The following is a 23,313-nucleotide window of genomic DNA, read 5'->3' as shown; positions in this document are numbered from 1 at the left end:
GAGAACTCTCGTCAGCCGCCGACGGCGAAGGCGAGCACCAGGCCGAACAGCGCGAGGGCCTCGACCAGGGCGAAGCCCAGGATCAGCCAGGTGCGGTTGTAGCCGGCGGACTCCGGCTGACGCGCGCTCGACTGGATGTAGGCCGCGAAGACCAGGGCGACACCGATACCGGGGCCGATGGCGGCGAGGCCGTAGCCGATGGTGTTGACGCTACCGCCGATCTCGGCAAGAACAGTCATTGCGGGTATTCCTCCTGTTCGACGCGTGAGGACTCACGCGTACGCGGGTCGGTACCAGAAGCTTGGTCGGACCGGGTGGCCCGCCGAGCCCGATCAGTGCTCGTCGGCGAGCGAACTTCCGATGTAGTTCGCGCTCAGCGTGACGAAGACGTAGGCCTGCAGGACGGCGACCAGCACCTCGAAGAAGGCCATCACGATCGCCATCAGGAAGGAGAAGACCGAGGTCACCTGGATGAACAGGCTGCTCGAGTTGAGCATCACGAAGCCGCCGATGGTGAAGACCAGCAGCAGCAGGTGGCCGGCGAACAGGTTGGCGAAGAGCCGCAGCGCCAGCGTGACGGGCCGGACGATGAACGTCTGCATGAACTCGATCGGGATCAGCAGAATGTGCATGGGCCACGGCACGTTCGGGATGATCAGGCTCATCTTGAGGTACTTGCCGAGGCCGTGCTTGCGGGCGCCGATGTAGAGGTACATCACGTAGGAGATCGCCGCGAGGACGATCGGGAAGGCGATGTGCGAGTTCGGCGAGATCTGCAACCCGGGCACGATGGCGAAGAGGTTGGTCAGCACGATGAAGCTGAACAGCACCGTGAAGTAGGGCGCGAAGCGGATGCCGGCGTTGCCCATCTGCTCGCGGGCGATGTTGTCCCGGACCAGGCCGTAGACCGACTCCGCGTACCACTGGGCCTTGCTGGGGACCAGCTTGGGCTTCCGGTAGGCCAGCATGAAGAAGATGATCAGCAGCGCCACCGCGAGCCAGACCATGATCCCGAACTTGGTGACCCAGGGGCCAGCCACGTCCGGCGGGTAGAAATCTCCGACGCTGGGGGGCCAGGGAAGCCCCTCTGCGGCGACGAGCTGTCCACTCACCGTGTCATCCTCCGCACTCGACAGACCCGCGCGTGCTGGCACTCAAGCACTGAGCCTCTTCATGATCAGGTAAATCGCTCCGGCCGCGCCGAAGATCATGCCGAGGGCGACCCCGACGCCGGTTCGCAGATCGAGGAGTCGCTCCGCCAACCATCCGAGGAAACCCCACACCACGATGCCGGCGAGTAGGTAGCCCAGGACGGCCCCTGCCGCGCCTTCCGACGATGGGTCGTCGGACCTGCGGGGGTGTGGGTCTTCGGCCATGACGTGGCGAACAATATCAGCAGGGACGCGCGGGAGTGTGCGGCACCCCCCACACTGCATCGCAGCGTGCGGGCCGTGGGTGCGGGCGCGAAAGTCGTTGGTCAGGTTACTCCCGTGCGGCCCGCCACGGCAGCCCGAAATGCCGGGCGTGAATCCGACAGCTCGCTCACTCACCACGTCGATGGAAGGTGGGCAGGGGCGAACGCAGGGCCCACGCCAGGTGGGCCCCCGTCCAGACCACCACGGCGGCGATGATCGCGACCCCCATGTCCGGCAGGCCGGACCAGCCGGTGGCCGCCACGGCGGCCATCGCCACGCCGAGCACCACGATCTTCGTGGCGTAGGTGACCAGTCCCACCGACATGATCATCCGCGGGTTGACGGCGTCGGCCCAGGCCACCGAGACGCCGGAGACCAGGTAGCTGACGATGACCAGCGCGATGCCGGCGGCCACGCCGGCCGCGCCGGTGGCCCCGCGCAGCACCGCCGCGACCGGCACCGCGACCAGCGCGAGCACCGCGCACGCCAGCAGCGGCAGGCGCAGGTGCGGCAGCCGGGACCGGATGGCGCCCGGCTCGCCCGCGCGCGGCTCGCTCATCGGGGGTACGCCGGGAAGGCGGCGACCAGCTCGGCGACCTCGCCCGCGATCCCGGCGAGGGTGTCGGCGCCCCCCGGGGCGGCCGGATCGGTGCGTACGGCGCGGGCGATCAGCGAGGCGACCTGGCGCATCTCCGGCTCGCGCATGCCCTGCGTGGTCACGCTCGGGGTGCCGACCCGGATGCCCGAGGCCACCATCGGCTTCTGCGGGTCGTACGGGATGGCGTTCTTGTTCAGGGTGATGGTGGCGGCGTCGCAGCGCGCCTCGGCGTCCGCGCCGCTCACCCCGACCTCGCGCAGGTCGAGCAGGGCGAGATGGGTGTCGGTGCCCCCGGAGACGGGACGCATCCCCTCGTCGGCCAGCCCGGCGGCGAGCGCCCGCGCGTTGGCCACCACCCGCTCGGCGTACGTCCGGAACTCGGGCTGGGCGGCCTCGCGCAGCGCGACCGCCTTGGCGGCGACGACGTGCATCAGCGGGCCGCCCTGCGTGAACGGGAAGACCGCCTTGTCGACGCGCTGGGCGAGCGACTCCCGGCAGAGGATCATGCCGCCGCGCGGCCCGCGCAGCACCTTGTGCGTGGTGAAGCAGACGACGTCGGCGTGCGGCACCGGCGACGGCACGGCCTTCCCCGCGACCAGCCCGATGAAGTGCGCGGCGTCGACCATCAGGTACGCCCCGACCTCGTCGGCGATCTCGCGGAACCGCGCGAAGTCGATCAGACGCGGGTACGCCGTCGCCCCGCAGATGATCATCTTGGGCCGGTGGGCGAGGGCGAGATCCCGCACCTCGTCGTAGTCGATCAGCTCGGTGTCCGGCCGGACGGTGTAGCCGACGGTGTGGAACCACCTGCCCGAGAAGTTCACCCGGCTGCCGTGGGTGAGGTGGCCGCCGTGCGGCAGGTCCATGGCGAGCACCGTGTCCCCCGGCTGGACCAGCGCGGCGTACGCGGCCAGGTTGGCGCTCGCGCCCGAGTGCGGCTGGAGGTTGGCGTGCTCGGCGCCGAACAGCTCCTTCGCCCGCGCGATGCCGATCTCCTCGGCCCGGTCGACCTCGGCGCACCCGCCGTAGTAGCGCCGGCCCGGGTAGCCCTCGGCGTACTTGTTGGTCAGCGTCGAGCCGAGCGCGGCCAGCACCGCCGGCGAGGTGAGGTTCTCGCTCGCGATCAGTTGCAGTCCGCCCCGGAGCCGGTCCAGCTCGCCGAGCACCACCCCGGCGATCTCCGGGTCGGTCGCACGGAGCTGGTCGAAGTCCGGCCCCCAGAAGGTGCTCGTCTCAGTAGCCACAGCGCCAAAGTCTATTGGGCCGCACACTGGAGGCCGTGAGATGCCTGGTCACCGGAGCGACGGGTTACATCGGCGGGCGGCTCGCGCCCCGTCTGCTGGCCGAGGGGCACCAGGTGCGCTGCCTGGCCCGCCACGCCGGCCGGCTGCGGGACGTGCCGTGGGCCGCGCGGGCCGAGATCGCCGAGGGCGACCTGCGCCGGCCGGAGACCCTGCCGGCCGCGTTCGCCGGCGTGGACGTCGCGTACTACCTGGTGCACTCGCTCGGCCAGGCCGGTTTCGAGGCCGCCGACCGGGAGGCCGCCACCCGGTTCGCCGACGCCGCGCGGGCCGCCGGCGTACGCCGGATCGTCTACCTCGGCGGGCCGGAGCCGGCGGCGGACCGGCAGGTCCCGTCGGCGCACCTGCGCTCGCGGGCCGAGGTGGGGCGGATCCTGCTCGACAGCGGGGTGCCGACGGCCGTGCTGCGGGCCGCGGTGATCATCGGCTCCGGGTCCGCCTCGTTCGAGATGCTGCGCTACCTGACCGAGCGGCTGCCGGCCATGGTCACCCCGCGCTGGGTACGCAACCGGATCCAGCCGATCGCCGTCCGGGACGTGCTGCGCTACCTGGTCGGCTGCGCGAGCCTGCCGCCGGAGGTCAACCGCGCCTTCGACGTCGGCGGGCCGGACGTGCTCACCTTCGAGGACATGATGCAGCGGTACGCGCGGGTGGCCGGGCTGCGCCGACGCGTCGTCCTGCCGGTACGACCGCTGACACCGTCGCTCTCCTCGTACTGGGTGGGGCTCGTCACGCCGGTGCCGAACGCGATCGCCCGGCCCCTGGTGGAGAGCCTGGTCCACGAGGCCGTCGCCCACGAGCACGACATCGCGGAGTACGTCCCCGACCCGCCCGACGGGCTGACCGGCTTCGACGAGGCGGTCGCGGCGGCCCTGACGAAGGTCCGCGACGGCGAGGTGGAGACGCGCTGGTCGAACGCGAGCGGCCCCGACGCGCCCGCCGAGCCGCTGCCCAGCGACCCTCGGTGGTCCGGCGGGACCGCCTACACCGACGTACGCGAGCGGGCGGTGCACGCCCCGCCGGAGGAGCTGTGGCGGGTCGTCGAGGGCGTCGGCGGCGAACACGGCTGGTACTCGTTCCCGCTGGCCTGGTCGGCGCGGGGCTGGCTGGACCGGCTGATCGGCGGGGTGGGGCTGCGCCGGGGCCGGCGCGACCCGCACCGCCTCCAGGTCGGCGAGGCGCTGGACTTCTGGCGGGTCGAGGAGATCGTGCCCGGCGAACTGCTGCGGCTGCGCGCCGAGATGCGGCTGCCGGGCCGGGCCTGGCTGGAGATGCGCGTGATCCGGGTGGACGGGGAGCGCAGCCGCTACCAGCAGCGGGCGGTGTTCCTGCCCCGCGGGCTGTCCGGGCACGCGTACTGGGGCGGGGTGGCGCCCTTCCACGCGGTGGTGTTCGGCGGGATGGCCCGCAACATCGCCCGCCAGGCCGAGCAGGCCGCCCGCCGGCCCGCCACCCCGGCCCCGCGCCGCTGAGCCGGCCCGCTCCGGCAGCCGGCCCGGTTCACCTGCCGGCCGGGTTCAGCCGCCGGCCCTGCTCACTCGCCGGGACCGGCTCCCGGTAGCCGGGCCGGCTCCGGTTGCCGGCCGATTTCAGTTGCCGGCCGGGTTCAGTTGCCGGTCCGGGTGCCGCTGAACCGGAAGGCCGTGGTCTCGCTGGGCGGCACGAAGTCGCGCACCGGCTCGTCGCGCAGCGCGAAGGCGAGCACCTCCCCCACCGCCTCGACCAGCTTTCCCTGCACCCGCTGGCCGACCGCGTCACGCGGATCGTCGGGGTTGGCGGCGATCGAGGCGACCGCCAGTTGCGGGGTGAAGGCGACCACGGTCTCCGTCGCGTACCCGTCCGAGCTGCCCGTCTTGCCCGCCACCGGCCGGCCCACCTGCCGGCGCAGCCCCTCGGCGGTGCCGCGGTCGCACTCCCGGTACATCGACTGGTCGCCGACGGGGCAGCGGGCCGCGTCGGCCGCCGCCCGGGCCACGTCCACGTCCACCGCCTGCCGGCAGTCCGGCCGCCCGGCGGCCACCGGACGGTCGGCCGCGTCGGTGATCGACACGACCGGCAGCGGCGCGCACCACGATCCCTCGGCCGCCACGGCGGCGTACGCGCCGGCCAGGTCGAGCGGGGTCGTGGCGGAGACGCCGAGGGTGAACGGCCCCCACTCGCGCGCGCCGTGGCGGGCCAGCTGCGCGTCGTCCTGGGAGCGGAAGACGATGCCGAGCCGCTCGGCCATCTCCACCACCCGGTCCGCGCCGACCCGCTCGGTCAGCCAGGCGAAGTACGTGTTGACCGACTCGCCGAAGGCGGTCCACATGGTGTGCTCGCCGTCCATCGACCCGCTGGCGTTCCTCGGGCACCAGTACCCGTCACAGCTCGCCGACCCGGACGCCGAGTAGTTGGTCACGATCCGGTCCGGCGCGTCGAACTCCGTACTCAGCGGCAGCCCGGACTCCAGTGCGGCCAGCATCGTGAAGAGCTTGAACGTGGAACCGGCCTGGTAACCCTCGATCGCCCCGCCCCCGGCGACCAGCTGGTTGACCGTGTTCGGGTGGTTCTTCTGCCCAGCGGGGTTGTCGGCCACGCCGTAGTTCCGGTTCACCGCCAACGCGAGCACCCGGCCGGTGCCGGGCTGGACCACCGCCGTCGGGGCGGCCCAGCGGTCCTCGACCGAGTAGATCCGGCGGACCTGCTCGGTGGTGGCGCGCTGCACGGCCGGGTCGAGCGAGGAGACGATGGAGAAGCCGCCCCGGCGCAGCAGGAGCTGCCGCTCGTCGACCGTCGCGCCGAACGCCGGCTGGGCGTTCCACCAACGGGTGAACCAGTCGCAGAAGAAGCCCCAGTCGCTGTGCTCCGCCGGAACCCCCGAGCAGTCGTTCGGCGTCTGGCTGGGGCGCAGCTTCAACTGCTCGGCCTTGGCGCGCTCCGCCGCCTCGGCCGGGACCTGCCCGGACTCCACCAGCCGGTCGAGCACGTACGTCCGGCGGGCGAGCGCCGCGTCGGCGTCGCCGTTGATCGGGTCGTCGGTGTGCGGGGAGCGGACCAGACCGGCCAGCAGTGCCGCCTCGGCCAGGGTGAGCTCCGCCGGCGGCTTCGAGAAGTAGCGCCTGCTCGCGGCGGCCACCCCGTACGCGCCCGCGCCGAAGTAGGCGATGTTGAGGTAGCGGGCGAGGATTTCGTCCTTGGTCAGCTCCCGCTCCAGGGCCAGCGCGTACCGCATCTCCTGGATCTTGCGCGCGGTGGTCAGCTCGGTGGCGGCGGTACGCTGCCGCTCGCTCAGCCGGGGGTCGTTGCTGAGCACGTTGCGGACGTACTGCATGGTCAGCGTGGACGCGCCCTGCCGGGTCTCCCCGGAGCCCTGGTTGACGGTGAAGGCCCGCACCACGCCGCGCAGGTCGACGCCGCTGTGCTCGTGGAACCGGGCGTCCTCGGCGGCGATGACCGCCTGTGCCATCACCGGCGCCACCTCGGCCAGCGGCACGTCCACCCGGTCCTCCTGGTAGAAGGAGGTGATCAGGGTGGTGCCGTCGTTGGCGTAGAGGTTCGAGCGCTGGGGTGTGGGCGGCGTGCGCAGCGTGTTCGGCAGCTCCGAGTACGGCGCGGCGAGCGTGGAGAACCCGATCCCGAAGACCAGCGCGGCCGGTAGCGCCGCGACCGCGAGCGCCAGCCCCGCCAGCACTCCGGCGAGCAGCACGGTGAACAGTTTGTCGAGGCGTGCCCGGGTCATCAGCTCTCCCCGCAGGAGCCGGTCAGGACCCACCCAGAATGACCCGAAATCTCCTCTCGACCGCCCTTTTCCCCCAAACCCGCAGGAAGCTCACGCGCGGGGGTACCTCGGGTGGGTTACGGCAGGAGCGCGGCGGCGAGGGGGTGCACGGTCTCCTCGATCTCGTCGGCGACCCGGCCGAAGCACTGGTCGCCGCGCCCCCACGGGTCGTCGAGATCGTCGGTGGGCAGCGAGGTGGTGCCCAGGCGGGCGGCGTGGGCGGCCGCCACCACGGCCACGCCGCGCGCGTACACCGCCTCGGGGGTCGCCTCGGCCGGCGGCAGCCCGGCGGCGTCCACCCCGGCGAGCAGCCGGCCGAACTCGCCCAGCACGAACGTGCGCGCCGCGGCGTCGGGGCGCAGCGCCACCACGTACTCCTGCTGGTCGGCGGTGGCGGTGAGCACGAGGTCGGCGGCGTCGATGTGGTCCGAACGCAGCTTGCGCGCGGCGAAGCCGGCCACGCTGCCGCCCCGGGAGAGCACCTGGCGCGACGCCGGCGGGTTCATCTCCTCGCCGGCGTGCCAGCCGCCGGTGCCGGCGCTGTGGCTGTGCAGCAGCTCGTCGGCACGCTCCGGGTCGACGTCGCGGCGGGCCAACCGTTCGCGGACGGCGAGGGCCAGCAGCCGCTCGGCCATCGGGGACCGGCAGATGTTGCCCATGCACACGTGCAGCACGGTGAACGGAGGCACTCAGACCCCCTGGTCGGCGAGGATGTCGGGCACCACGTCGCGGAGCTTCTCCAGCCCGACGGCGCCCTGGCGCAGGACGCGGGGCACCTCGCCGGTCAGGTCCACGATGGTGCTCGGCACCGGATCCGGGCAGGGCCCCGCCTCCAGATAGGCCCGCACCGAGTAGGCGAGCTGGTCGCGGGCCCCCTCGGCGGTGAGGGCCGCCGGCTGGCCGGTCTTGTTGGCCGAGGCGACCGTCATCGGACCCGTCTCGCGCAGCACCTCCAGCGCCACCGGGTGCAGCGGCATCCGTACCGCCACCGTCCCCGAGACGTCGCCGATGTCCCAGCGCAGGCTGGGCGCGTGCGCCACGATGATCGTCAGCGCCCCCGGCCAGAACGCCTCGACGAGGTCCCGGGCCGTCTGGGGCAGCGAGTAGACCAGGCCGTCGAGGGCGTGCCGGGAGCCGATCAGCACGGGCGGCGGTGCCTGAGGGCCGCCCTTGGCGTCCATCAGCGCCTTGACCGCGTACGGGGTGAACGCGTCCGCCCCGATCCCGTAGACCGTGTCGGTCGGCAGCACGACCAGCTCGCCGTTCTTGACGGCTTCAATGGCGGCGGCGATGCCGCGGTCCCGGTCGGCGGGCGACCGGCAGTCGTAGAGCATCACGAGGAGTCAGTCTGCCACGTCGCGCCGGTGGCGGCGTGCCGGCCGTCCGACCGACGGGACGCGGTCGCGAAGCGGGGCCGCCCGGTCAGGTCCGGATGGTCGGCGACCGCCTCGAACCGCCCGTCCCCGGCGAGCAGGTCGGGCACCGCCGTGCCGTGCGAGTCGTCGTGCTCGATGCCGAGCACCCCGCCCGGGCGCAGCAGCGCCGCCGCCCGGGCGATCACCGGGCGGATCACCGCCAGTCCGTCCGCGCCGCCGAAGACCGCGTTCGCCGGGTCGTGCCGGCCGACCTCCGGCGGTACGGCGACGTCCGACGGCACGTACGGCGGGTTGCAGAGCAGCACGTCGACCCGGCCCACCAGGTCGGCGAGCAGGTCGGCGGCGGTGACGTCCGCCGCCACCACCTCGATCGGCCGGTCCCCCGCGGCGGCCCGGTCCGCCGCGTTGCGCCGCAGCCAGGGCAGCGCCGCCGCCGACCGTTCCACCGCGACCACCCGGGCGGCCGGCAGCTCCTGGGCGACCGAGAGGGCGATCGCCCCCGAGCCGCTGCACAGGTCCACCACCAGCCCGGCGCCCATCCGCCGACCCTGGTCGATCCCCCAGCCGGCGAGCAGCTCGGTCTCCGGCCGGGGCACGAAGACGCCCGGCCCGACGGCCAGCTCCAGGTGCCGGAAGCCGGCGCTGCCCGTGAGGTGCTGCAACGGTTCCCGTCCGGCCCGCCGCGCGACCAGCTCGTCGAACCGGGCGAGCTGCTCGGCGGTGAGGTCGTCGGCCAGCGCCAGCCGCCCCCGGGGCACCGCCAGCACGTACGCGGCCAACTGTTCCGCCTCGGCCCGTGCCGAGGCGATCCCGGCGTCGGCGAGGGTGCGGGACGCGCGGGCCAGGGCCACGGAAGGGCGTTGCCGTCTCGTCCCTTCGGACGGGTGTTGCGGCACTGTGGTCACGAGATAATCATGGAGCGTCGCGCTGGACATCACGAGCGGATGCGTCCGGACGCACACCGACAGGAGGTCGCGGTGGGTTGGCTCGACCGGGTCACCGACCAGGTTGACGCCCTGACGCGGGCGCGCACCCTCCAGGAGACCAGCCGGTCCGCCGAGGCGTACGCGATCCTCGACCGGGTCGTCGCCACCACCACCGACCCGTACGCGCGGGCCGACGCCCTGGTGCAGCGCCTCTGCGCCGTGATCAACCTGGGGCGTACGGCGGAGTACACCCGGGCCGTCGAGGAGGCCTCCACCGCCGTCCGCGACCTCGCCGAGCCCTACCTGCTCGGGCACCTCAACGCGCTGGCCGCCCTCGCCGCGCACCACCAGGGCGCGCTGGACCGCTGCGTCACCCACCTGGTGAAGGCCGCGCGGGCGCTGGGCGCCGTGGAGGACCCCGACCGCGACACCGCCTGGGGCTGGCACGACCTGGCGATGGCCTACTCGTACCTCAGCTTCCACGGCTACGCCCTCGGCGCGATCGAGCGCGCCCGGCAGCTCGGCGGCACCGCCGGCATCCCCGAGGAGACCTTCGCCGCCCCCGGCATCCGGCTGCGCAACGCCGTGGCGCTGGACCACAACGGCGACAGCGACGGCTGCCTGCGGGTGCTGCGGGACGTCGCCGCCGACCTCGACCGCTTCCTGCGCAGCGGGCGGGCCGGGAGACTGCGCCCGAGCAGCCTCGCCGCGTACGGCTACGCCGCCGCCCGGCGCTCCGCCCTCGGCGACCGGCTGGACGTCGACACGGACGCCGCCCCGGCCCGGCTGCTCGGCCACGGCGGCGACAGCGCCCGCGCCCGCGACATGCGCCAGCTCGGCCAGGTCTGCCTGGCGGTCGCCGAGGCACGGCCGATCGAGGCCGTCACCCGGCTGGACACCGTCGTGGTCTCCACCGAGACGCTGGGCGCGGCCGAACCGGCCCGGCTGCGCAGCATCGCCCTGGCCCGCGCCGGCGACCACGCCGGGGCGCACCGGGCCGACCGGCTGGCGTTCCGGCTGGCCGCCCAGCGCAACGACCGGCTCCGCGACGTCTACATCGACGGCATCGCCGCCCGCATCGACCACGAGGAGATGCGCCGCGAGGCGGCCCGCTTCGAGGGCGAGGCGCTGACCGACCCGCTGACCGGGCTGCCCAACCGGCGGCGGTTGGAGCGCTACATCGCCACCGTCGTCGCCCAGGGCGACCGGGTGGTGATCGGCGTCTGCGACCTGGACGGCTTCAAGGCCGTCAACACACGGCACGGGCACCACTCCGGCGACCTGGTGCTCCAGCGCGTCGCCGGGGTGATCAACCGGGTGATGCGCCGGGGCGACTTCGTGGCCCGCTACGGCGGGGACGAGTTCGTGGTGGTGCTCCCCGGCGCCGGGATGGCCGAGGCGGCCGAGGTGGGCCGCCGGATCGACGCCGCGGTGCGCACCGAGGACTGGGAGTCGCTGGTGCCCGGCACCCCGGTCGGGGTCAGCGTCGGCTTCGCCGAGGTGGGCGCCGCCGGGCCCGGCCTGCGCGACGCCCTCGGCGCCGCCTTCGAGGCCGCCGACCGCGAGATGCTGCGCGCGAAGCACCGCCCACCCGCGTCCTGACCCCGTGCGGGGTCAGCGGCGGGTCAGCTCGGTGTCGCCGGCGAGGCGGGCGGCACGGTCGGCCTCCGCGAGGGCGTCGAGGACCCCGTCCAGGTCGCCCGCGAGCGCCAGGTCCAGGTTGTACGCGGTGTAGCCGATCCGGTGGTCGGTGATCCGGTTCTGCGGGAAGTTGTAGGTGCGGATCCGCTCGGAGCGGTCCACGGTGCGCACCTGCGCCTTGCGGGCGTCCGAGGCGGCCGCGTCGGCCTGCTCCTGGGCCGCCGCCAGCAGTCGGGCACGCAGGATCCGCATCGCCTGCTCCCGGTTCTGCAACTGGGACTTCTCGTTCTGGCAGGAGACCACGATGCCGGTCGGTACGTGCGTGATGCGTACCGCCGAGTCGGTGGTGTTGACCGACTGCCCACCCGGCCCCGACGAGCGGAACACGTCGATCCGCAGCTCGTTCTGGTCAATGGTGACGTCGACGTCCTCGGCCTCGGGCAGCACCAGCACACCGGCGGCGCTCGTGTGGATGCGGCCCTGCGACTCGGTGACCGGTACGCGCTGCACCCGGTGCACGCCGCCCTCCCACTTGAGCCGCGACCAGACGCCGTTGCCGCCCTCCGGCACGCCCTTGGCCTTGATCGCCAGCGAGACGTCCTTCACCCCGCCCAGGTCCGAGTCCTGGGCGTCGAGCACCTCCGTGAGCCAGCCGCGCCGCTCGGCGTAGCGGGTGTACATCCGCAGCAGGTCACCGGCGAACAGGGCGGACTCCTCGCCGCCCTCACCCGCCTTGATCTCGACGATCACGTCCTTGGCGTCGTGCGGGTCGCGCGGGATCAGCAGCTCCGCCAGCCGCTGCTCCAGCGCCGGCAGCGCCCCCGCGATCGACTCCGCCTCGGCGGCGAAGGACGCGTCCTCGGCGGCCAGCTCCCGGGCGGCGGCGAGGTCGGCGCGGGCCTGCTCCAGCTCCCCGGCCGCCTTGTGCAGCGGAACCAGCTCGGCGTACCGGCGGCCGACCCGGCGGGCGGTGCCCTGGTCGGCGTGGATGGCCGGATCCGCCAGCCGCTTCTCCAACTCGGCGTACTCGTCGAGGAGGGCGGCCAGACGCTCGCTGCTCATGCGGGGGAGGCTCCTTCGGCGACGAGGGCGGTGTCAGGGGCAACACGGACGGCGCCCGCGCCCGGCACGAAACCGGACGCGGGCGCCGAACGAGGAGCTACTTGGCCTTCTTCGCCTGAACCTTGGCGTACTTCTGCTGGAACTTCGCCACCCGGCCCGCGGTGTCCAGGACGCGCTGCTTGCCGGTGTAGAACGGGTGGCAGGCGCTGCAGGTCTCGACGTGGATCGAGCCACCCTTGGCGGTGCTGCGGGTGGTGAACGTGTTGCCGCAGGAGCAGCTGACCTCGGTGGTCACGTACTCCGGGTGGATGTTGGACTTCATCTCGCCTCGGTCCTCTCGTGGGTGGTCGCCGGGTCGCCGTCGGTGTCCGTCGCGGGTGCGACGGGCTCGGGCGTGAACCGGAACCGGTGGCCGATTGACCAGTGTGCCATGGGCGCGCGCCGCCCCGGCAGTCGGGCCGCACGGCTGGTCCGGCATCGACAACGCGCGCCGTACCTGCCGCATTCCCGGCCCGCCGCCGGGCATTCACCCCGGTACGGCCGCCGCCCGGTCGTGCCCCGCGCGTGGCACGGTGCCGGAGGCGACGGGGAACGCCGAGGACGTCACGACACGGAGGAGCCGATGGCCCGCCTGATCGCCACCCGGGGACTGCCCGCCTCCGGCAAGACCACGTTCGCCCGTACGCTCCAGCCGTCCGTGGTCCGGGTCAACCGGGACGACCTGCGCCGGATGCTGCACGGCGAGCGGCTGTTCACCCAGCGGGCGGAGTGGCAGGTCACCGTCGTGCAGCGGGCCCAGGTCGAGGCGCTGCTGCGGGCCCGGGCCGACGTCTGCGTCGACGACACCAACCTGCGGTCGCGGACCCTGCGCGACTGGGCCGACCTGGCCGCCCGGCACGGTGCCGAGTTCGAGGTGCACGACTTCACCGACGTGCCGCTGGCGGAGTGCCTGCGCCGCGACGCCGCCCGCCCCGAGGCCGACCGGGTAGGCGAGGCGTGGATCCGCCGGCTGCACGAGCGCTACCTCGAGGGTCGTACGCTGCCGCTGCCCGTGCCGCAGGCCCGGCCGGGGCGGCCCGCCACGGTGCACGCCCCGTCGGCCGAGCCGCCGGAGATCGTCCTGGTCGACATCGACGGCACGGTCGCGCTGAACGTCTCGCGCAGCCCGTACGACATGACCCGGGTCGCCGAGGACGAGCCGAACCCGGCGGTGATCGCGGCGGTCCGGGCGATGCACGCCGCCGGGTACGGGGTGGTGTTCTGCTCGGGCCGGGACGCCACCGCCCGCGCCGCCACCGAGGCGTGGCTGGCCCGGCACGTCCGGGTCCCCTACCTCGGCCTGCACCTGCGCGCCGTCGGCGACAGCCGGAAGGACTCCGTGGTCAAGCGGGAGATCTACGAACGCGAGATCGCCGGCCGCTACCGGGTGGTCGGCGTCTTCGACGACCGGCAGCAGGTGGTGCGGATGTGGCGCGCCCTCGGCCTCACCGTCTTCCAGGTCGCCGAGGGCGACTTCTGAGGTCGGCACCGGTCGACCCGGTCGGCACCGCTCACCACCGAGGCCCGCACCGGCAACCGGTACGGGCCTCGGGGCGGCGGTGTCAGGCGGCGGGAGCCGCGGCGGCTGCCGTCAGGGTGACCGTCGCCTCGGCGTGCGCGCCGTTGACCGCCACGGCCAGCTTGACCTGCGCGCCGGAACGCAGGGCGGTGAGCTTGCCGGTGGCCGGGTCGAAGTAGGCCACGTGCCAGGGCCGCAGCCCGAGGATCGAGCCGACGTGCACGTTCGGCGAGGCGGACCAGTCCGCGCTCACCGGCGCCGCCACCGGCACCGTACGCCCGCCGGGCTGGGTCACCGCGGCGGCGACCGTCGCCGGGGCGCCGACCGCGACGCTGGCCGGGGCGGTCAGCGTGAGCGCGTCGACGTGCGCGTGGGTCTCGGCGGCGACCCAGCGCGGGCCCTCGACGAAGGGGTTGATGCGGGCCAGCTCGGCCTCGGCCGAGGTCACCGGGTCCACCCCGAACTCCGTCCACCCGGTGAAGCCGCCCTGGTCGGCGGGGGTGGAGGGATTCTTGCCCGCGTTGCCGTTGATCAGGTACGGCACCCCGTCGACCCGGTCGGCGTGGAAGGTGCCGACGTGCCCGCCGACGAAGGCCGCGCCCTTGCCGGTGCGGTGCTGGAAGTCGGCCAGCCGCTGCTCCAGCAGCGCCGCCTCCTTCCGGTCACCGAGCTGGCTGGCCTTGGCCGGGCTCGGGTCGCGCGGCGGGTGATGGTGCAGCACGACCACCGAGCCGACGGCCGGGTCGCCGGCCGCCGAGTCGAGCGCCTCGCGCAGCATCCGCACCTGGTCGAAGCCGCCGCCGCGCAGGGAGCCGGTCGACGAGTTCAGCGTGACGAACCGGGTGCCCTTGTGGTCGAAGGTCCGCTCGGTGGCGCCGAAGGCGGCCCGGAAGTTGGCGATCGGGGCGCCCATGATCTCGTGGTTGCCAGGCACGTAGTAGTAGGGCAGTTCCCCGCCCAACTCCTCGTCCAGGATCCGCTTGGCCAGCGCGAAGTCGGCCGGGTACGCGGTGTCCACGAAGTCGCCGTTGATCACCAGGAAGTCCGGCTTCGCGGCCTTGACCTCGCGGAGCGTACGGCGGGCCTGGGCGACCAGGTCGCTGTCCGGGTTCGCCGCGACGAACTGCGCGTCGGACATGACGGCGAAGCGCCAGGGCGCACCGTCCACCGTGCCGTCGCGCAGCACCACCCGGTCGGTACGCGGCTTCTCGGCCGGCACGTCGACCGTCGGCGGCACCTTCGCCACCAGGTCGTCGATGACCACCTCGCTGCGGTACTGGGCGGCGGCGTTGGTCTCCGCCACGTAGAACCGGCGGATCCGCACCGGGTACTGCACCCCGGCGGGCACGGCCAACTCGACGTACTTCCAGCCCGTCCAGGTGATCAGCGGGCCGCGCAGGACGTGCTGGGTGTCCTGCGCGTCGTGCAGGTGCAGGCTGGGCCACTCCCCCGTGCCGTTGCCGTGGATCCACATGCCGAACGCCTGCGGCTGGCCGGGCACCTCGATCCAGGCGGGCGGGTCCGCGTACGCGGCCCGGGTGCCGGTGGACTGGCTGAAGTCGTACGTCATCTTCAGGCCCGTGCCGGTGCGGCCCGGCGCGGGCGCGACGGCGCCGCTGGCGCGTGCCTGGCTGAACTTCCAGGCCGCCGCGTCGTCGAAGGTGGCCACCGGCACGTCGGTCAGCCCGACGGTGACCGGCAGGACGGTGCTGTTCCGGCCGACGTGGACGGTGACCAGCGCCGAGCCGGTGTCCCGCAGCGCGGTGACGGCGAGGTTGCCGTCGGCCGTCGGGGCGATCTTCAGCAGGTCCTTGTCGTAGTCGAGCTTCAGGTCGTCCGGCTCGATGGGGGCGGTGTTGCCCTCGGCGTCGTAGCCGACCACGCCGAACAGCGCGCTGCCCTGCGCGCCCGTCAGGCCGACCCTGTCCACCGTGGAGTCGATGCGGGCCAGCGGCCCCAGCACGGTCAGGTCGAGGGTGCCACGGGCCTCGTCCCGCGAGGCGGTGACCGTGGTCTTCCCGGGCAACAGGGCGCGGAAGCGGCCCTTGCTGTCGACGACGCCGTGCACCGCCGGGTTGGCCCGCCACGTCGGCGCGCCGGCCGCCGGGCCGTACGTCTCGTCGTAGCCGGCGGCGGTGAGCCGCCGGGTCAGGCCGGGGAAGACGCGGTCGGGCCGGCCGCCGCGTACCGGCGCGACGCCGGGGGCGGTGGTCGGGTCGCTGGCGGTCTCCAGCCAGTACCCGGCGAGCCGGCCGCTGCCCTCGGGCGCGAAGATGGCCAGGCCGTTGGGCACGGCGCGCTCGCTGCCGTCGGACGGGCTGTTCTCCACCTGCACGGCCGCCGCGCCCGGCTCCCGGGCGAGCAGCGTCGAGGAGCCGCCGCCGTCGAGGTTGAGCGCGTGGTGCGCGCCGAGTTCGGCCATCATGCGACCCATCTCGGTCAGGGTGACGCCACGGCTGTCGACCTGCCGGCCGTCCACCGTCAACATGATCATCCGGCGGCCGTCGGCGGAGAAGCCGACCGCCGTGCGCGGGGCCAGCGACGGGTCGGCGATGCTCTGCACCACGCCGTCGCGGACCAGCACGTGGCTGCCGCCGATCGCCGCGTGCAGCGCGCTGCCGTCGGCCGGCTTGGGCTGGTAGGCGACCGTCACGGGGTCGCCGGGGCGCAGACCGGCGAGGGCGTCCGCACCGGCGTCGCGACCGAGCAGCACGGTGGTGCCGGCCGGGATCGGCCCGCTTCCGGCCGTGCCGCCGACGGTGGCGACGCGGCCGTCGACCACCGTGACCTCCGTGACGCGGTTGGCGCCGGTGACCGCGCGCTCCCGGGTGTACGACCCCCAGAGCGCGGTGAACACGCCGATGCCGTTCGCCTGGATCATGTTGTTGAACTGGGTCAACGTCACCGGGCCGGTGGGCAGCGTCGCGGTGCCGTCGAAGTTCACCTCGATGACCCGGCCGAGCCCCTCGGTGGTGATCGCGACGGCGTTGCGGTGCCCGCTGACCGCGGACTGGACCAGCTGGCCGTTGCGGATGCCCACACCCTGGGCGGCGCCGGAGTTGTTGATGTCGAAGAAGTCGCCGTTCACGGCGGCGACCGCCCGAGCGGCGTCGACGGCCCCGCGCAACGGTTCCGCCCGGCTGACCGCGCCGGAGTTGACGTAGTCCACGGTGAGCCCGCCGGCGAGGTCGGCGGTGAGCGCGTCCGCGCGCAGCCACCCGTCGGCGTCGTACCGGTCGAAGGAGGTCAGTTCGAGGCCCGGGGCGACCGGGCGGGTGGTCTTCGCGGTCTCCAGCCCGCCGGCCGGCTCCACGCCGGTAACGGCCGTGGCGGCGGACGTGCTCGCGGCCGGGTCGCCGGCGAGCGTCACGGAGCCCGTGGAGTACGAGGAGGCACGGGGTGCGTCCTCGGCGGCGGTCAGGGAGGGGTCGGTGGCCGGGGCGGGCGCACCGGCGGTCGCCGGCAAGGTGCCGGCCATGGTGAGCAGCGGCGTCAGCAGCAGGACGCCTGCGAGCCGGGCGGATCGTCTGCGGGTACGCATGGGCGACAGTCAACCGGACGGTGAATAGAAGTTTCAATAGCTGCCGGCCAAAGCGAAGGAAAACTCCGCCCGTTCCCCGCCCCGCACCGATGCGGGCTCGCACCGACGGGCGCCCCCGTTCGGGATTCGCGGCGGGCGCGCCGGGCTCCACGTCGGGATACGCGCCGGGCTCCGTGTCGGGTTTCGCGCCGCACCCAGGCGCCACCCGCACCTACACACGGTGATGACGCCCGCGTGTCGCCGACCTCCCCCACCTCCTCGCTCCGTCCCCTTTGCTCTGCAGCCATATCCGCAACGGACACGTTGGGTAAGTGGTGCGCATGTGGCTGCAGAGCAAAGGGCGCGGGGGCACTGGGCGGCGGGATCAGGCCCCACGAAGAAATGCCTGTTCAGAAAGCTTCGGTAGCGACGAGACCGACAGAGGGACCTTGCGCGCGCCCGAATCATGTCACGAAGAGTGACATCGGAGGCGTAGCGAACATCGGTGACACACCGTAGCCGGTTGCGCGGGACAGGGAGGCGGGCTCGGCACAACGGCGCGGAATGAGCCGGCGGCGCGAAGTGAGCCGGCGACGTGGATGTGCCGGCGGCGCGAAACGGGCTGGCGGCGCACCACGGGCCGGCGACGTGGAAGGTGCCCGCGACGCGGGACGTGCCCGGATGGTGGAGGTCGGTCGGCGCCAGCGCATCGCCAGAGCGGGGTCGGAGAAGCGGGAAGGGCACGACCGCGTGGCCGTGCCCTTCCCGATCGTCTCACCCGGCGGAGGTCACTCCCCCGGCGTCGACTTGGCGATCTGCATCAGGAACTCGATGTTGGTGCGGGTCTGCTTGAGCTTGTCCAGCAGCAGGTCCAGCGCCGCCTGCGAGTCCAGCGAGTGCAGGACCTTCCGGAGCTTGTGGATGATGGCCAGCTCCTCCGGCGCGAGCAGGATCTCCTCCTTGCGCGTGCCGGACGGGTGGATGTCGATGGCCGGGAAGATGCGCTTGTCAGCGATCTTCCGGTCCAGCTTCAGCTCCGCGTTGCCGGTGCCCTTGAACTCCTCGAAGATGACCGTGTCCGCCATGGATCCGGTCTCCACCAGCGCGGTGGCGAGGATGGTCAGCGAGCCGCCGTTCTCGATGTTGCGGGCCGCGCCCAGGAAGCGCTTCGGCGGGTAGAGCGCGGTGGAGTCGATACCACCCGACATGATCCGGCCGCTGGCCGGCGCCGCCAGGTTGTACGACCGACCGAGGCGGGTCACCGAGTCGAGCAGTACGACCACGTCGTGGCCCAGCTCGACCAGGCGCTTCGCCCGCTCGATCGCCAGCTCGGCCACGGTGGTGTGGTCCTGCGGCGGACGGTCGAACGTCGCCGCGATGACCTCACCCTTCACCGACCGCTGCATGTCGGTGACCTCTTCGGGCCGCTCGTCGACCAGCACCACCATCAGGTGGCACTCCGGGTTGTTGTGCGTGATCGCGTTCGCGATGGCCTGGAGCACCATCGTCTTACCCGCCTTCGGCGGCGACACGATCAGCGCGCGCTGGCCCTTGCCGAGCGGCATGACCAGGTCGATGACCCGGGTGGTGAGGATGTGCGGCTCGGTCTCCAGCCGCAGCCGCTCCTGCGGATAGAGCGGCGTGAGCTTGTAGAACTCCGGCCGGCGCTTCGCCTCGTCCGGCTCCATCCCGTTGATGGTGTCCAGCCGCACCAGCGGGTTGTACTTGTCCCGCCGCTGCTCGCCGTCGCGCGAGGCGCGCACCGCACCGGTGATGGCGTCGCCGCGCCGCAGACCGTACTTCTTGATCTGGGACATGGAGACGTAGACGTCGTTCGGGCCGGCCAGGTAGCCGGTGGTCCGGACGAACGCGTAGTTGTCGAGCACGTCGATGATGCCGGCCACGGGGACGAGCACGTCGTCCTCGCCGACCTGCGGCTCGCGCCCGCCGTCCCGCCCGCCGTCGCCGCCCTCGGCGCGGTCACCGCGGCCACGGCGGCGGTCCCGGAAACGGCTGCGCCGGCCGCGCCGGCCGCCGCCCTCGTCGTCGTCACCGTCGTTGTCACGCTCGACGCGCTGGCCCCGGTCACCACGCTCGTTGCGGTCGCGGTCACCACGCTCGGCACGCTCGCCCCGCTCGTTGCGGTCGTTACGGTCGCCGCGATCGGCACGCTCACCGCGCTCGGCACGGTCGCCCCGCTCGGCACGGTCGCCCCGCTCGGCACGGTCGCCCCGCTCGGCACGCTCGCCCCGCTCGGCACGCTCACCGCGCTCGGCACGGTCGCCCCGCTCGGCGCGCTCGGCACGCTCAGCACGGTCGCCGCGCTCACGGCCACGGCTCTCGCCCCGGTCGGCGCGCTCGCCGGCCTCGGCCTCGCCCGTACGCGTCTCCGCCGCCGGAGCCTCCGCCGGACGGGCCTCCGCGGCCCGCGCCTCGGCGGTGGCGGCGCGGCTGCGCCTGGTCCGGGGGCGCGGCTCGGCCTCGACCGCCGCCGGCTCCGCCGGAGCCTGCTCCGCGGCGCGCCGCTCGGGCGCCTGCCGCTCCGTGGCGCCCCGGGCCTCGGCGGGCGCCTCCTCACGGGCAGGAGCGGCAGCGGCGGTGGCCGCGACCTCGGCCCGCGGTCGAGGGGTCCCGGCGGCGCCGCCGCCCTGCCGCTCGGAGATGGCGCTGATCAGCTCGCCCTTGCGCATGCGGGCCGTGCCCGAGATGCCGAGCGAGGCGGCCAGGCTCTGCAGCTCCGGCAGCAGCATCGCCGACAGGCCGGTGCCGCTACGCCGACGACGGGCAGGGGCCGCAGCGGTGGTGGCATCGCCAGCGACGTTGGAAACATCCGACGTCACGTCGGTGGTGTCGCTCAATGGATTCCTTCCCTCGATAGGCCGGGACTGCCCGGAGTCGAAAAACAAGGTGGCCGGGCGGCCTCGGTGCACCCGCCTCGCATGGACGCGTCGCGGGAGTCTGTGACACAGCAGCCGGTCGGTTTCCCGACTCACCAAACGTCGGTGAGCAGGTCTCGCCGCCTGCGGCGACCTGTGGAGACTGCGGTGCGGCGTGGGCCTAGGCAGGGGTGACGGGCTGACCGCCGACAGCTTCGGGGGTGCGCCGACCCGCAGGGAGATCGCATGCTTCGCGGCTGTGCTAAGTCTAGAGCGTAATCAACTCTTCCGACCTGCGGCAACAGGGTCCCGCTCTGCGTGTCCCAGTCTACCCCGGGCAACCTGTGCTCCGCGCCCGTCTGGATCCAACCGCCAGACCTGCCATCCTGTTCCGACGGCGAAGCCCTCGGGCGGCTCCGTCAGGGCCAGCACGGTCGGGCCCGCACCGCTGACCACAGCGGCCACACCGGCCTCACGCAGCACTTTCACCAGCTCCGCGCTGCCCGGCATGCCGTCGGCGCGGTAGTCCTGGTGCAGCCGGTCGACCGTGGCGGGCAGCAGCAGCCCTGGCTCGGCGGTCAGCGCGTGCACCAGCAGGGCGGCCCGGCCGGCGTTGAGCGCGGCGTCGCCGTGGGGCACGGTTGCCGGCAGCGCGGCCCGCGCCGTCGCCGTCAGACCGCGCTCCTCCGGCACGAAGACCGTCGGTCGTACGCCGTCGGCGACCGGCAGCGACACCGCCCGGGCTCCGGACGGTTCCGTCCAGGCCAGGGTGAAGCCGCCGAGCAGGCACGGGGCCACGTTGTCGGGATGACCCTCGATGTCGGCGGCGAGGCGCAGCGCGGCGTCGTCGTCGAGGCGGGCCTCCCCGTCGCTGACCAGCGCGCGGGCCAGCAGCACGCCGGCGACGATCGCCGCGGACGAGGAACCCAGCCCACGGGCCTGCGGGATGCGGTTGACGCACTCCACCGCCAACCCGGGCGGCTGCCCGCCCAGCACGTCGAACGCCGCCCGCATGGCGCGTACGACCAGGTGCCGGTCGTCGGTCGGCAACTCGCCGGCCCCCTGCCCGGCCACGGTCACCGTGACTCCCTCCGCCGTCACCTCGGCGGCCACGTCGTCGTGGAGCGACAGGGCGAGCCCCAGGGCGTCGAACCCCGGCCCCAGGTTGGCGCTGGTGGCGGGGACACGGACCCGGACCGGGCCGGAGGTGAAGTTCGTCGGCACCGGCTCATGGTAGGGCCGCGTACCGACGAGACGGGTCTCCGTCCGCCGGATGGGACGGGCCGGACCGGCGCGCAGCACGCTCGTGGGTGGCCCACCGTTCCGTTAGCCTGTCCCGACCTACGGCGGGCGGAGGCAGGGATGCACAACTTCGAATACGTGGCGACGACGATCGCCTTCAGGATGCCCACGGTGCTCGTGCTGCTGGCCGGCCTCGTACTGGCCGCGGCGGCCGGGCGACGGCTGACCCGTGGGCCCCGGTTGCTGGCGTTGTTCGGGCTCGGGGTGCTGCTGCTCGGCGAGGTGCTCAGCACCGCCTGGATCGTGCTGCTGCCCCGCGTGTTCACCTCCGACTGGGGGCGGTCGAACTTCCAGCTGGTGAACCTGGCCAACAGCGGGTTGCTGGCCCTGGCGTACGCGCTCGGGTTGGGTCTGCTGATCGCGGCGCTGCTGGCCGGGCGGCGGCCCGGCGGCGCGGCGGCCGGGCCCTTCGGCGGCGGCGCACAGGCCGGGCCCTTCGGCGGCGGCGCACAGGCCGGGCCCCTCGGCGGCGGCGCGCCCGTGTCGAACGGTTGGTCGACCCCGGCGACCGGCCCGGGATGGCGGCCGGCGGGCGGCGCCGACGTGCCGGCGCAGCGGGACGAGCGCTCCGTGCCGGACGCGCCGACGGGCACCGGGACGGACCAGCCCTGACGGGCGGGCCGGTCAGGAGGCGACGCTCGGGGCCGGCTGCCCGGCCGGCTCCGTGAGCGAGAGCCGGCGGGTGGCGATGCGCCAGCCGACCGCGTAGAGCACCGTGACGAGACCGCAGCTGGCCAGCACCACCCGCTCGTCCACCGTGTCCACCACGGCGGCCACCGCGAGTTGGCTGACGGAGATGGCGAGGGTCGCCAGCATCATGTCGGTGGCGAAGACGCGGCCCCGCAGCCGGTCCGGCACCTCGCCCTGGAGGGCGAAGTTCGACATCACCCAGTTGCTGCCGCCCGCGAAGTGGGCGACGAAGACCAGGGCCAGCACCAACGGAAACCAGCGGGCGACCGAGGTGCCGAGGTAGGCCAGCCCGTAGAGGGACATGGACAGCGCCAGCCCGGGCAGCAGCCAGGCCCGGTTGGTGAGCACCCGGCGCATCAGGATCGGCCCGACGAGCGCCCCCGCCCCACGGACCGCGAAGAGCAGCCCGGCGCCGACAGGACCCACGCCGTACACCGCCGCGAGCAGCGGGAACACCGTCAGCACGCCGTTGCCGAGGCCGACCGCCGACTTCACGGTGACCAGCGCCAGCACCCTCGGCCGGTGCGCGATGTAGCCGAGGGCCTCGCGGATCGCCGGCCAGGTCCGCTGCGCCGGCAGGTCCGCGTCGCGGTGCGCCTGCAACGGCCGGCGGATGAACGCGGCCAGGCCCGCGGCGGCCACCAGGCCCACCGCCGCCACCCAGAAGCAGGCGTACGGGCCGACGGCGGCGCTCAGCACGCCGCCCAGGGAGGCGCCGACGACGGTCATGGTGCCCCAGGCCGAACCCGCGACGGCGTTGCCGGCGGCCAGTTCGTCGGGGTCGAGCACGTTGGGCAGCGCCGCCTGGGCCGCCGGCGAGTAGAAGGCCTTCGCGACGGCCACCACCCCGATGCCGACCATCGCCAGCCAGGCAGTCCCGGCGCTGCGCACCCCGAGCAGCAGCAGTACGCCGAGCAGGGCCGCCACGTTCGACACGATCATGATCTTGCGCCGGTCGAACCGGTCGGCCACGGTGCCCGTGTACGGCAGCAGCAACGCCACGATTCCGGTGTCCACGGCGAGCACCAACGCGCCCCACACACCGCTGCCGGTCAGCTCCGGCAACAGCACCAGCAGCGGCACCATGACGAACCAGTCGGCGCCGAAGACCACCAGCTCGGCGAAAAAGAGATTGCGAAAGCTCCGGTTTCGAACGAGAACCGAGACGGTGGACGGCACGTCCGGCACCCTACCGGGCGGCGTACCGCGGGCCCGCCGGACGGCGGGTACCTGTCCACAACGCGAACGCCCCCGGCGGGCAGTACCCGTCGGGGGCGTTCGCGAACGCGTC

The 23,313-nt window shown here is 73.7% G+C and carries 19 protein-coding genes; 4 read left to right on the top strand and 15 right to left on the bottom strand.

Going from position 1 to position 23,313, the window contains the following annotated elements; genetic code table 11:
* Window positions 1-11: 11 nt before the first annotated feature.
* The 5 genes from atpE to glyA form a co-directional block, all read right to left on the bottom strand.
* Window positions 12-239: an ATP synthase F0 subunit C gene (atpE, locus tag ACGFIG_RS04345; protein WP_088998660.1), complete on the bottom strand. Its 228-nt coding sequence runs from the start codon at window positions 237-239 to the stop codon at window positions 12-14.
* 93 nt (window positions 240-332) lie between these two features.
* Window positions 333-1,154 carry a F0F1 ATP synthase subunit A gene (atpB, locus tag ACGFIG_RS04340; protein WP_392999009.1) on the bottom strand — a complete coding sequence of 274 codons (822 nt, stop codon included), beginning with the start codon at window positions 1,152-1,154 and terminating at the stop codon, window positions 333-335.
* On the bottom strand, window positions 1,155-1,376 hold the full coding sequence (locus tag ACGFIG_RS04335; protein ID WP_088998658.1) for a hypothetical protein: 222 nt from the start codon (window positions 1,374-1,376) through the stop codon (window positions 1,155-1,157).
* A gap of 166 nt (window positions 1,377-1,542) precedes the next feature.
* The gene (locus ACGFIG_RS04330; protein ID WP_392999007.1) at window positions 1,543-1,974 is read right to left on the bottom strand and encodes a hypothetical protein; all 432 of its coding nucleotides are present in this window, start codon (window positions 1,972-1,974) and stop codon (window positions 1,543-1,545) included.
* Window positions 1,971-3,257: a serine hydroxymethyltransferase gene (gene glyA, locus ACGFIG_RS04325; protein WP_392999005.1), complete on the bottom strand. Its 1,287-nt coding sequence runs from the start codon at window positions 3,255-3,257 to the stop codon at window positions 1,971-1,973. Before glyA ends, ACGFIG_RS04330 begins: the two co-directional genes overlap by 4 nt.
* Window positions 3,258-3,292: 35 nt before the next feature.
* Between glyA and ACGFIG_RS04320 the strand changes: the two genes are divergently transcribed.
* Complete coding sequence (locus ACGFIG_RS04320) at window positions 3,293-4,786, top strand: SDR family oxidoreductase (protein WP_392999003.1); 1,494 nt, start codon at window positions 3,293-3,295, stop codon at window positions 4,784-4,786.
* A gap of 134 nt (window positions 4,787-4,920) precedes the next feature.
* Here the strand turns inward: ACGFIG_RS04320 and ACGFIG_RS04315 are convergent, their stop codons facing one another.
* The 4 genes from ACGFIG_RS04315 to prmC all read right to left on the bottom strand — a co-directional run bounded on the left by ACGFIG_RS04315 (window position 4,921) and on the right by prmC (window position 9,343).
* The gene (locus tag ACGFIG_RS04315; RefSeq protein ID WP_392999001.1) at window positions 4,921-7,032 is read right to left on the bottom strand and encodes a transglycosylase domain-containing protein; all 2,112 of its coding nucleotides are present in this window, start codon (window positions 7,030-7,032) and stop codon (window positions 4,921-4,923) included.
* 116 nt (window positions 7,033-7,148) lie between these two features.
* Entirely contained in the window at window positions 7,149-7,760 is a 612-nt protein-coding gene (locus ACGFIG_RS04310; RefSeq protein ID WP_392998999.1) for a phosphotyrosine protein phosphatase, read from the bottom strand.
* A complete protein-coding gene (locus tag ACGFIG_RS04305; RefSeq protein ID WP_392999440.1) occupies window positions 7,761-8,405 on the bottom strand; it encodes an L-threonylcarbamoyladenylate synthase in 645 nt (214 codons plus the stop codon).
* Entirely contained in the window at window positions 8,405-9,343 is a 939-nt protein-coding gene (gene prmC, locus ACGFIG_RS04300) for a peptide chain release factor N(5)-glutamine methyltransferase (protein ID WP_392999438.1), read from the bottom strand. Before prmC ends, ACGFIG_RS04305 begins: the two co-directional genes overlap by 1 nt.
* 81 nt (window positions 9,344-9,424) lie before the next feature.
* On the opposite strand from prmC, the gene ACGFIG_RS04295 reads away from it, so the two are divergent.
* Window positions 9,425-10,975 (top strand): GGDEF domain-containing protein, encoded by a 1,551-nt coding sequence (locus ACGFIG_RS04295; protein ID WP_392999436.1) that lies wholly within the window; start codon window positions 9,425-9,427, stop codon window positions 10,973-10,975.
* Window positions 10,976-10,987: 12 nt separating this feature from the next.
* Here the strand turns inward: ACGFIG_RS04295 and prfA are convergent, their stop codons facing one another.
* On the bottom strand, window positions 10,988-12,076 hold the full coding sequence (gene prfA / locus ACGFIG_RS04290; protein ID WP_392998997.1) for a peptide chain release factor 1: 1,089 nt from the start codon (window positions 12,074-12,076) through the stop codon (window positions 10,988-10,990).
* 97 nt (window positions 12,077-12,173) lie between these two features.
* Entirely contained in the window at window positions 12,174-12,398 is a 225-nt protein-coding gene (gene rpmE / locus ACGFIG_RS04285; protein ID WP_088998650.1) for a 50S ribosomal protein L31, read from the bottom strand.
* A 300-nt stretch (window positions 12,399-12,698) separates the two neighbouring features.
* On the opposite strand from rpmE, the gene ACGFIG_RS04280 reads away from it, so the two are divergent.
* Complete coding sequence (locus ACGFIG_RS04280) at window positions 12,699-13,595, top strand: AAA family ATPase (RefSeq protein WP_392998995.1); 897 nt, start codon at window positions 12,699-12,701, stop codon at window positions 13,593-13,595.
* A gap of 82 nt (window positions 13,596-13,677) precedes the next feature.
* On the opposite strand, the gene ACGFIG_RS04275 is transcribed toward ACGFIG_RS04280, so the two are convergent.
* The 3 genes from ACGFIG_RS04275 to thrB form a co-directional block, all read right to left on the bottom strand.
* Window positions 13,678-17,175, bottom strand: coding sequence for a phosphodiester glycosidase family protein (locus ACGFIG_RS04275; protein ID WP_392998993.1), 3,498 nt, complete (start codon window positions 17,173-17,175; stop codon window positions 13,678-13,680).
* 767 nt (window positions 17,176-17,942) lie between these two features.
* Window positions 17,943-20,012: a transcription termination factor Rho gene (gene rho, locus ACGFIG_RS04270; RefSeq protein WP_392998991.1), complete on the bottom strand. Its 2,070-nt coding sequence runs from the start codon at window positions 20,010-20,012 to the stop codon at window positions 17,943-17,945.
* Window positions 20,013-20,309: 297 nt separating this feature from the next.
* The gene (thrB, locus tag ACGFIG_RS04265) at window positions 20,310-21,254 is read right to left on the bottom strand and encodes a homoserine kinase (RefSeq protein ID WP_392998989.1); all 945 of its coding nucleotides are present in this window, start codon (window positions 21,252-21,254) and stop codon (window positions 20,310-20,312) included.
* Window positions 21,255-21,392: 138 nt separating this feature from the next.
* Here thrB and ACGFIG_RS04260 point away from each other — a divergent pair, with 138 nt between their 5' ends.
* On the top strand, window positions 21,393-21,944 hold the full coding sequence (locus ACGFIG_RS04260) for a hypothetical protein (RefSeq protein ID WP_392998987.1): 552 nt from the start codon (window positions 21,393-21,395) through the stop codon (window positions 21,942-21,944).
* A 12-nt stretch (window positions 21,945-21,956) separates the two neighbouring features.
* Here the strand turns inward: ACGFIG_RS04260 and ACGFIG_RS04255 are convergent, their stop codons facing one another.
* Complete coding sequence (locus ACGFIG_RS04255; RefSeq protein ID WP_392998985.1) at window positions 21,957-23,201, bottom strand: MFS transporter; 1,245 nt, start codon at window positions 23,199-23,201, stop codon at window positions 21,957-21,959.
* Between the last annotated feature and the right edge of the window lie 112 nt (window positions 23,202-23,313).

Origin of the sequence: Micromonospora sp. NPDC049048 (genome assembly GCF_043197615.1) — a bacterium.
Lineage (GTDB): Bacteria > Actinomycetota > Actinomycetes > Mycobacteriales > Micromonosporaceae > Micromonospora.
Note: the sequence above shows the minus strand (reverse complement) of the source record. Positions and strands in the feature narration are given on the sequence as shown.

What these genes read in the sequence shown, in the direction of transcription:
- ACGFIG_RS04305 (WP_392999440.1), bottom strand. Translation starts at nt 8,405, where the DNA reads ATGCTCTACGACTGCCGGTCGCCCGCCGACCGGGACCGCGGCATCGCC.
- prfA (WP_392998997.1), bottom strand. Translation starts at nt 12,076, where the DNA reads ATGAGCAGCGAGCGTCTGGCCGCCCTCCTCGACGAGTACGCCGAGTTG.
- ACGFIG_RS04260 (WP_392998987.1), top strand. Translation starts at nt 21,393, where the DNA reads ATGCACAACTTCGAATACGTGGCGACGACGATCGCCTTCAGGATGCCC.
- rpmE (WP_088998650.1), bottom strand. Translation starts at nt 12,398, where the DNA reads ATGAAGTCCAACATCCACCCGGAGTACGTGACCACCGAGGTCAGCTGC.
- ACGFIG_RS04280 (WP_392998995.1), top strand. Translation starts at nt 12,699, where the DNA reads ATGGCCCGCCTGATCGCCACCCGGGGACTGCCCGCCTCCGGCAAGACC.
- ACGFIG_RS04330 (WP_392999007.1), bottom strand. Translation starts at nt 1,974, where the DNA reads ATGAGCGAGCCGCGCGCGGGCGAGCCGGGCGCCATCCGGTCCCGGCTG.
- ACGFIG_RS04315 (WP_392999001.1), bottom strand. Translation starts at nt 7,032, where the DNA reads ATGACCCGGGCACGCCTCGACAAACTGTTCACCGTGCTGCTCGCCGGA.
- ACGFIG_RS04275 (WP_392998993.1), bottom strand. Translation starts at nt 17,175, where the DNA reads ATGCGTACCCGCAGACGATCCGCCCGGCTCGCAGGCGTCCTGCTGCTG.
- atpE (WP_088998660.1), bottom strand. Translation starts at nt 239, where the DNA reads ATGACTGTTCTTGCCGAGATCGGCGGTAGCGTCAACACCATCGGCTAC.
- ACGFIG_RS04335 (WP_088998658.1), bottom strand. Translation starts at nt 1,376, where the DNA reads ATGGCCGAAGACCCACACCCCCGCAGGTCCGACGACCCATCGTCGGAA.